Origin of the sequence: Rhizobium sp. CFBP 13726, assembly GCF_014841925.1 — a bacterium.
GTDB classification, from domain to species: Bacteria; Pseudomonadota; Alphaproteobacteria; order Rhizobiales; family Rhizobiaceae; genus Neorhizobium; species Neorhizobium soli.
On the sequence record NZ_JACYUU010000010.1, the window covers coordinates 21002 to 28317 of the forward strand.

6 protein-coding genes and 4 pseudogenes are annotated in these 7316 nt (G+C 56.8%); 4 read left to right on the top strand and 6 right to left on the bottom strand.

What is annotated here, in order from left to right:
• Positions 1-10 precede the first annotated feature (10 nt).
• The 3 genes and pseudogenes from IFT66_RS23110 to IFT66_RS23120 all read right to left on the bottom strand — a co-directional run bounded on the left by IFT66_RS23110 (position 11) and on the right by IFT66_RS23120 (position 2105).
• Positions 11-787 (bottom strand): PH domain-containing protein, encoded by a 777-nt coding sequence (locus IFT66_RS23110; protein WP_192079118.1) that lies wholly within the window; start codon positions 785-787, stop codon positions 11-13.
• 55 nt (positions 788-842) lie between these two features.
• A pseudogene (locus tag IFT66_RS23115) lies at positions 843-1130 on the bottom strand (transposase domain-containing protein); the annotation flags it as partial.
• Between the two features lie 15 nt (positions 1131-1145).
• Positions 1146-2105 (bottom strand): HD-GYP domain-containing protein, encoded by a 960-nt coding sequence (locus IFT66_RS23120; RefSeq protein ID WP_192079119.1) that lies wholly within the window; start codon positions 2103-2105, stop codon positions 1146-1148.
• 259 nt (positions 2106-2364) lie between these two features.
• Here IFT66_RS23120 and IFT66_RS23670 point away from each other — a divergent pair.
• A pseudogene (locus IFT66_RS23670) lies at positions 2365-2718 on the top strand (IS5/IS1182 family transposase); the annotation flags it as partial.
• 255 nt (positions 2719-2973) lie between these two features.
• Here IFT66_RS23670 and IFT66_RS23130 read toward each other — a convergent pair.
• Positions 2974-3756 (bottom strand): diguanylate cyclase, encoded by a 783-nt coding sequence (locus IFT66_RS23130; protein ID WP_192079121.1) that lies wholly within the window; start codon positions 3754-3756, stop codon positions 2974-2976.
• A 619-nt stretch (positions 3757-4375) separates the two neighbouring features.
• Here IFT66_RS23130 and IFT66_RS23135 point away from each other — a divergent pair.
• A pseudogene (locus IFT66_RS23135) lies at positions 4376-4575 on the top strand (GntR family transcriptional regulator); the annotation flags it as partial.
• A 138-nt stretch (positions 4576-4713) separates the two neighbouring features.
• Here IFT66_RS23135 and IFT66_RS23140 read toward each other — a convergent pair.
• A complete protein-coding gene (locus tag IFT66_RS23140) occupies positions 4714-4983 on the bottom strand; it encodes a limonene-1,2-epoxide hydrolase family protein (RefSeq protein ID WP_192079122.1) in 270 nt (89 codons plus the stop codon).
• On the opposite strand from IFT66_RS23140, the pseudogene IFT66_RS23145 reads away from it, so the two are divergent.
• A pseudogene (locus tag IFT66_RS23145) lies at positions 4974-5291 on the top strand (LysR substrate-binding domain-containing protein); the annotation flags it as partial. The gene IFT66_RS23140 and the pseudogene IFT66_RS23145 sit on opposite strands and share 10 nt — an antisense overlap.
• Before the next feature lie 488 nt (positions 5292-5779).
• On the opposite strand, the gene IFT66_RS23150 reads toward IFT66_RS23145, so the two are convergent.
• On the bottom strand, positions 5780-5950 hold the full coding sequence (locus IFT66_RS23150) for a hypothetical protein (RefSeq protein WP_156461751.1): 171 nt from the start codon (positions 5948-5950) through the stop codon (positions 5780-5782).
• A 320-nt stretch (positions 5951-6270) separates the two neighbouring features.
• Between IFT66_RS23150 and IFT66_RS23155 the strand changes: the two genes are divergently transcribed.
• The gene (locus IFT66_RS23155; RefSeq protein ID WP_192079123.1) at positions 6271-7299 is read left to right on the top strand and encodes a zinc ribbon domain-containing protein; all 1029 of its coding nucleotides are present in this window, start codon (positions 6271-6273) and stop codon (positions 7297-7299) included.
• Positions 7300-7316: the final 17 nt, after the last annotated feature.

The following is a 7316-nucleotide window of genomic DNA, read 5'->3' on the forward strand; positions in this document are numbered from 1 at the left end:
CCTACCAGCGTTATTCTTGCCTTCGCTGTAAGGCGGACGGGAGCGCTCTTACGGCGGCGGTCAGTAACGGTCGCCCATCAGAGATTGCTCGTCGCCTCCACGCATTGAGGGCATAGGCTAGTTCATCGTCAGACAGGCCAAAGTGGTTAGGAAAGCTGGTGGACGCCCCGATCCGTCTCTTCTGTCGATCATCGCGAGCCGTTTTTTTGGCGTTACGATCATCGAAACCGATTTTGTCCTTCACTTTTATGATGCGTTCTCCGTACGTCACCGCAGAGATCGCTCTGAAGTCTTGGATGTCACGCCATTCCCATCGTCTGGTTTGAAAGATGTTTTTGTGAGTTAGGCCTTCCGCGTCAATGGTTAGGCGATTTGGTTTGATTGTGGCGGCTGCCAGAATCAGGGCCGGAGCGCCGAAGACCACCACCAAAACAGTGTAAAGAACCACGCTTCCTAGAAACGCAGGGGAGGACAACAGGCCGAAGAGATACACCAGCGCAATCATAGATGAGGCTAGAGCCAAAAAGAGGCCGCGGCCTCTGCGTCCCGTTAGTGTAATTGGCTTTGGGTACTGGCTGATTTGGGTTAGGAGTACCTCCGTCCGAGGTTGTGCTGTGGACAGAGATACGATGAAGATAATGGCGAGCGCGGTGGCGAACAAGACGAGCGGCCATCCCCCTTTCTGATCTGCAATGACCGTTTCGATTCCAGCCCATGCGAAGACGAGGATGAGGATGAGGATGAGGATAAACATGATCACAATGCGCGGTTTTGACCAAATGATCATGCTGCTTCCTCGAATTTGCCCTTACGGAGACGATCTGAGATTACTGTGAAGACATTTAGTTGGAATGTCTTGTATTCTTAGAGCTTTTCCGGACGGCATATTTCCACGTCATCAGCTCGTTGATCTTGCTTTGCTTGTGACCATTGACGATGGCAGTGAGCGTGGCGCTCAGATGGGCCAGTGGAGCGACGGCATTGAGTTTGCACGTCTCGATCAGCGACGCTATGGTCGCCCAGTTCTCGGCCCCCGCATCGTGAGCTGAGAGTGCGTTCTTCGGATTGAGAGAAATCGGCCGGATGGTCCGCTCGACGCTGTTGTTGTCGGTCTCGATGCGGCCGTCTGTCCCCGCAGTGCCTCCTCAATGGATGGTGCCATTGACAACCATCTTCGATACGAAGGCTTTCAGCAGGTCGGGATCAAAATGCCCCCGGGATTGTAACATGGTCTCTACAGCCTCAGCCTGAGACCAAGCGCGCTTGTAGGGCCGCACCGACGTGAGGGCGTCATAGATGTCACAGATCGCGGCAACGCGTGCTGCATCGGGTATCGCCGATCCAGCTAACCGGTATGGATACCCTGTGCCATCGAACTTCTCATGGTGGTAGAGGCAAATATCGAGAACAGGTTTCGGCGAGTCCTCAATCTGCTTCAGCATCTCGTAGCCCCGCATCGGATGTGTTCGCATCACTCCGAGTTCATCGGTTGTAAGTTTTCCGCGCTTACGCAACAATTCCGCCGGCAACAACATCTTACCCAAATCATGAACAAGCCCGCCTAATCCCAGAAGCCTTACCTTCTCCTCATCCAGGCCGAGCTTCCGCCCGAAGGTAACCATCAGCGCACTGACAGCCAGCGAGTGCAAAAACGTCCCCTCGTCCTTCTTCTTGAGTTTTGCCACCGCGATCATCGCACCGGCATTGGTCATGGCCTCCAACATTACCCGTTCGACAGCCTTGTCCGCTACGTCCAGACGAAATGCCCCTTGAAGCCGAGCTTCCACGAGAAGATCTCTCACACAAGGTCGCGTATCCTCAATGGCCTTTCTTGCTAGCTGGATTTGCTCAGCGCTGAACTTCGAACCGAGATCGGACTCGAAACTGGCAAGAGCAAGCGCACTACCATCGCGGCGGTCGAGATCGACGTCCAAACCCTTTCGCGTGTCGATCACGACACTGATCGCACGGCTGTTCATCAAGAGGTCGATGTCACCCGGAGACGAGATAGAACCAACCATATGAAAAGATGACACTTCCGCACCCTCGAGTTCGTCAACGTACATGCCGACCCGCACTTGATGCAGCCGTATTCTTTTCCTCATCCCGAAATTCCAGAGCATTAGCAAGAGCGAATACTTTGGCTCAAAAACCTTACGAATATCGAAAGAGCTCAATATTGCCGAGATGCGGCTTCGACTAGCCGCCTCAGACGCTTTCGCCGTTTCGCCACGCGCTATGAACGAAGAAAGATTAACTTCACCGGATCCATCCCGCCGCGATCATGATCTGGAGTTGATTAATGTCGATCGGCCGGCCGGGAAACAAGCTGCCTTCATCTGCTCTCGACCATGCGGCTGTCCCGGTCGATTCGAGGTCAGTAGTTTGAGGAACCGCCGCCGCTTCAACGATACGCCCGTTGCCCGGGACATTTTTGAAGCGACCGTCAGCCAGGCTGATTGCCCGAGGTCTGGTCGACGGCAAGGTCCTTTGTACGGATTCGACCCATCTGAAGGCCATGCCAACAAGGGCAATTATGACCTCGCAGTGCTGCAGAAGTAGCGCTCCGACTCTTGGGCGAATCGCGACCGGGCGATCGAGACAGAGCGCGTGGCCCACGGCCAGAAGCCGCTCAAGAAGAAGGAATGCAAGCCGCAGGCGAAGGAAACCAAGGTCAGCCGCACCGATCCAGACGGCGGCTACCTGGTCCGCGACGGCACGTTTCTGATCCAGCTCCGCCTCATAATCAGGGGCGATGGTCATTTGTTCTTTCCATAGTCCGTCAGCCAGCGCCGCATCGATAATTTAAGTCCGTAAAACTGGCGCCATCAGCTGCAGTGATACCGTTACGGCCCTCGTCTAGCCGCCGGGGCCATTGTATCGTCCTCGTAGCCGGCGCGACGGACCGACTTATACGCTGGACGAGAGCCGCGGACAGCTCATGGCGTAAACTCGACGGCTGGTAAGCCTGTTTCATGTGGCGTCGGTACTTGTGGCTCCCAAATTTTGGTCCCGACACACGCGGTTTCTACCCTGCTGCTTTGCTTCATAGAGTGCTGCGTCGGCCGCTGCGAGAATCGACTCGCGCGATACGCCAGGAACAACCATGCACGATACAAGGCCAATGCTAACAGTCTGCGACGGCGGAGATCTCTCCGTGCCAATTATCCGCGTAAGTTGAACCGCCTGCCGCGCGCGTTCGGCAACGCGAAAAGCACTGGAGTTATCGTGGTCGGGTAAAATTGCCACAAACTCTTCCCCGCCGTAGCGCGCCAGTAGACCGCTCGGCGAAATTACCTCGTTGAGAGCTTTCGATAGCACCTGCAAGCACCTGTCACCTGCCTGATGCCCATAGGTGTCGTTGAACAGTTTGAAGTGATCGACATCGATCATCATCAGGGAGATTGGGGTCTGTCGCTCAGGGGCGTCCGCAAGCGCCTCATCAAAAGTTTCGTCGAATTTTCGCCTGTTCGCCAGTCCCGTAAGGGGATCCTCGAAAGCCTTTTCTGCCAGTTTGTCGTTCGCCACGCGGAGGAGATCATTCTTGAGGGTGAGCTCTTTAAGCAGCCGTTCGCTCATCTCCTCCGCACGCAATTGCCCCATCCGGTTTCTCACCATCTGAACGATGAATGACGACAGAAAGCAGTAGTATAGAATGCAGGCGGGGATAAAGACGTAGTTGCCATCCAGAAATGCAGCAATTCCCATTAGTCCAAGAACAAGAGCGATGTTGATAAAGGCCGTTCCGGGCATCATGAATGCCCTTCCAGCCGCACCCTGAACGATCGCACAGGCTACGCCAACAGTGATCGTCTGAGTGGTCGCTGATGCTCCATAAAGGAGTACCGAGCAAGAAATACCCCACCCAAGTCCCGAAAGCAGCGATCCTGCAACGAAAAGCAGAACCCATCTTTCCTGCACAGGGAAGGAGGCACGCCTGACGTAAAAATACTCAATAAGGATCCGGAATAGCAGGCACGTCACCGCGACAACCGTTGCTACAACGCCTGCCCGGCCCGCCCCAGACCAGGCTGCGCTTTGGCTCGCAAGCGCAATGCCCAGAGTTGCCATAACATGGGGCCTGCTACTGTAAAGCTCGCGAAGGGTAGACTCCACCTGTTCTGGTGAAGCTATGTCGGAGCCCGCCAGGGAAAAAGGATTTAGCATTCCAACCAGACGCATGGCGTTTTCCGGATCGATCGATGACTCTACTGCAGACCTCCCTCATTATTATCAGCTGCTAGTAAAAAATTCGAACTGAACAGGTCGCACTAGACCTATGATGCGTGCTGTCTCCGTTCTTGGTGCCGCTGATCGAGGCGAAGAAAACCGCCGCGTCGCTGCCGGCGACCCGGGTAATCGAGGGCTTGGACCGGTCGTGCGTGGCGCCCTAGCGTTCTGGAAAGCGACCACCGCTTGGAACGCAAGAAAGACAGTGACACCTTCGTGGCCGAACTGGGCATTGAAGAGGCCAAGGCCTTGTTCGAGGCCTGTCGCAAGCTCAAGCACATCATCCTGGAGCTTCTCCTGGACTACTCGACCTCAGATCAGTCCGGCGCACTTGGGAAACTGACCGGAGTGGCCAATATGGGGCCGGGAGCGGCCTGTCCGATGCTGCTGTGCCGAAAGGCGATAGCGGACATCCAAGTATCTGTTGGTGCTGCTGTCCGAGTTTGACCCAAACGCCACCTCTTGTCAGAGGCCTTGGTTCGACTACTTCCCGATCTGGTTCAACTGGCGGTCGAAGTCTGCCGGATCGAAATAATCACGCCAGACCGTGATCACGCCGTTCTCGACCGTCACTGTCCCCATGACGGGCAGCGTGATCCGCCAGCCGTTTTCGTGAAGGAAGATGTCGTTCCGCTCGTTCAGCACGACGTTTCCCGCGGCCGCGATGTGCACCACCTTCCAGTCGACAGTAAACTTGTTGCCGATCCCGAAATCGCAGTGAAATTTTCGAACGTTCTCGCGGCAATGGCGCATTGTTCCAATGGCGGTTCGAGAAGGAGGGTGCAGAACGACAGCTCGACGTCGACGGGCCGATCACCCTTGACGAAGCATCCCTGGCGCGGATCGCGGTGGCGAACGGCGTGGGGATCGGCTATTTCATGGAAACCGATGTCCGCGAAGACATCGCAGCGGGACGGCTCGTGCGTATTCTCGAAGACTGGACGCCGCCGCTCGTGCCCCTGTGCCTCTATTATACCAATCGGCGAAATTTCTCCGCCGCCTTCCAGGCCTTTATTGCGCTTGCGCGCGACTACGCCGCCGGGCGGCTCTCACAGCCCTAAGCCTGCTGGTGCGTGGCGGCCCCTTTTGTAAAGTGCGGCTGATGTCCGAACTGCCACGTTACGTTAAACAGGCACGACATCTTCACCCTTTGCGGGATGACCTCCCTAGAGGAGCCGATCCCGTTCCCGATGATCTTGGGCAATGACGCCGCAGGATTGCTCGAAGACGGGACGCCAGTCGTGCTCTACCCGGTGATGGGACAGATACGGTGCCCAGCAGTGCGGGACGCGGGCTGCTGATTTAAATCTTCTCCTTTAGCTCCAGCCCATCCCCGATGTATGTATGCGGGGCAAAGACGGCGGCTGAGAGAGCATGGCTCGGTGTCACAGGGGAACACGGCTTTTGAGCAGTGCCCTGTCTTGATCCAAAGCACTTTCGCTCAAAAGCGCATCGACGAAAAAAGCCATCAAGGCGCGGACACGTCGCGGCAACTGCCTGCGGGGAGGATAGACGAGTTGCGCCGCGGCGCCGGGCGGTTCCTGCCCGGTCAAGACTGCAGCAGAGCGCCTGTGCGCGCCTGCCTCGCATAGGTCTCTGGGGCCTGCACGATACCGATCCCCGCGGTCGCCGCGTCGACCATCGCCTCACCATTGGTAAACGTTGCGACTGCCCCGCAGGTATCGATCGCGACGTCGTTTCCAGCTGCCGAATAGACCATGGACCTGTGACGGCCCGAGGGCGGCAAGAAGGTGATCAGCCGATGCGAGACAAGATCTCTGGCACCTTGGGATGTCCAAAGCGTTCAAGACAGTCCGGACAGGCTTAGGTACCCTGGCGGAGAAATCCGAGCGGCTTTGCGACCAGATCTTCGCTTGAAAGCTGGCCCACCCGCAACGCTAGATCCGCACCTTCTGCGATGAGGTTCACGTGATGGTCACTCATGCGGACCTCGACCTTCAGCTGCGAGGAACCGACCAACGAGCGCGGACGGCGCGGCCTAACGATGCCAGTGAATGGGTATCATCTGAGGTTCCGTCAATGCGTATGGTCACCGACGCCCTGTGGGCCCGCGCGCGGGAACGCGATGTGGTGATTGGCGACCTGTACGAGAATAACACCAGCAACCGACTGACCGCGACGCGCAGACCAGAATATCTCTTGAGCCGGATGCTGGAATGCGCCGAATGCGGCGGACCCTTTGCCATCAGTGGCAAGGAACGCTACAGCTGCACCAACCGCAAAAAGCGCCTGCCAATCGACGAACTTGGCGGTTCCTGCTGCGGTAACAGCAAGACGATTACGCGTCATGAACTTGAAGACCGCGTCCTCAACTGCATCCCGGCGGCCTTCTATTCGCTCGCTACCTTCGACCGAATTTCAGAGAAGATGATCGCGCATGAAGTCTCAGTGCTGAAGCCTACACCATCCCGCAAGGCCTCGCTGGAGGCCGAACTTGGGTCGATTAACACAGCCCAGAAGAGCCTGATGCAACAGATCCAGGACCGGCACGCTGAAGGCCGGCCGCGCCTTGCCATCCTCGATGACCAACTCGATGAACTGGAAGCCACGCGTGGGAAGCTGGTACTGGAACTTGCCGGCATGGACGCGCCGGCGGAGGATTATCAGGAGAAGATCGCAAAGCTGAAGCAGCAGTTCAATCCCACCAATGTCGAGGTTGCCATTCGCAAACTGCTGTTCCTCGCCCGCAACAATGGCAACGAAGAAGCAAAGCAGCATCTTATGCCGATCGTTCGCGATCTGATCCAGACCGTTGTGATCGGTAAGACACCAGGCCATGAGCCGGCGAGTTTGCAGGTGCACGGCTCGATTGCCAACACCATGGCCTCGATGGAGGTCCTCGATCTGATGGAACAGCAGTTCATCGGTGCGGCAGGCAACGATCTGATGGCGCGGATTGCGTCTGGTGAGATCGACACCGAGGAGAAACGCGAAAAGCTCCTCGGCCAGTATGCCGAGGAGCTTCGTCTTCTTTACCCCGAGTGGGAGATTTTACAAGTTACAGTGGTTGCGGGGGCAGGATTTGAACCTGCGGCCTTCAGGTTATGAGCCTGACGAGCTACCGG

Excerpts from the sequence above, each read along its gene's own strand:
- IFT66_RS23120 (WP_192079119.1), bottom strand. The coding sequence starts at position 2,105 with ATGAGGAAAAGAATACGGCTGCATCAAGTGCGGGTCGGCATGTACGTT.
- IFT66_RS23150 (WP_156461751.1), bottom strand. The coding sequence starts at position 5,950 with ATGGTCTATTCGGCAGCTGGAAACGACGTCGCGATCGATACCTGCGGG.
- IFT66_RS23130 (WP_192079121.1), bottom strand. The coding sequence starts at position 3,756 with ATGATGCCCGGAACGGCCTTTATCAACATCGCTCTTGTTCTTGGACTA.
- IFT66_RS23155 (WP_192079123.1), top strand. The coding sequence starts at position 6,271 with ATGCGTATGGTCACCGACGCCCTGTGGGCCCGCGCGCGGGAACGCGAT.
- IFT66_RS23140 (WP_192079122.1), bottom strand. The coding sequence starts at position 4,983 with ATGCGCCATTGCCGCGAGAACGTTCGAAAATTTCACTGCGATTTCGGG.
- IFT66_RS23110 (WP_192079118.1), bottom strand. The coding sequence starts at position 787 with ATGATCATTTGGTCAAAACCGCGCATTGTGATCATGTTTATCCTCATC.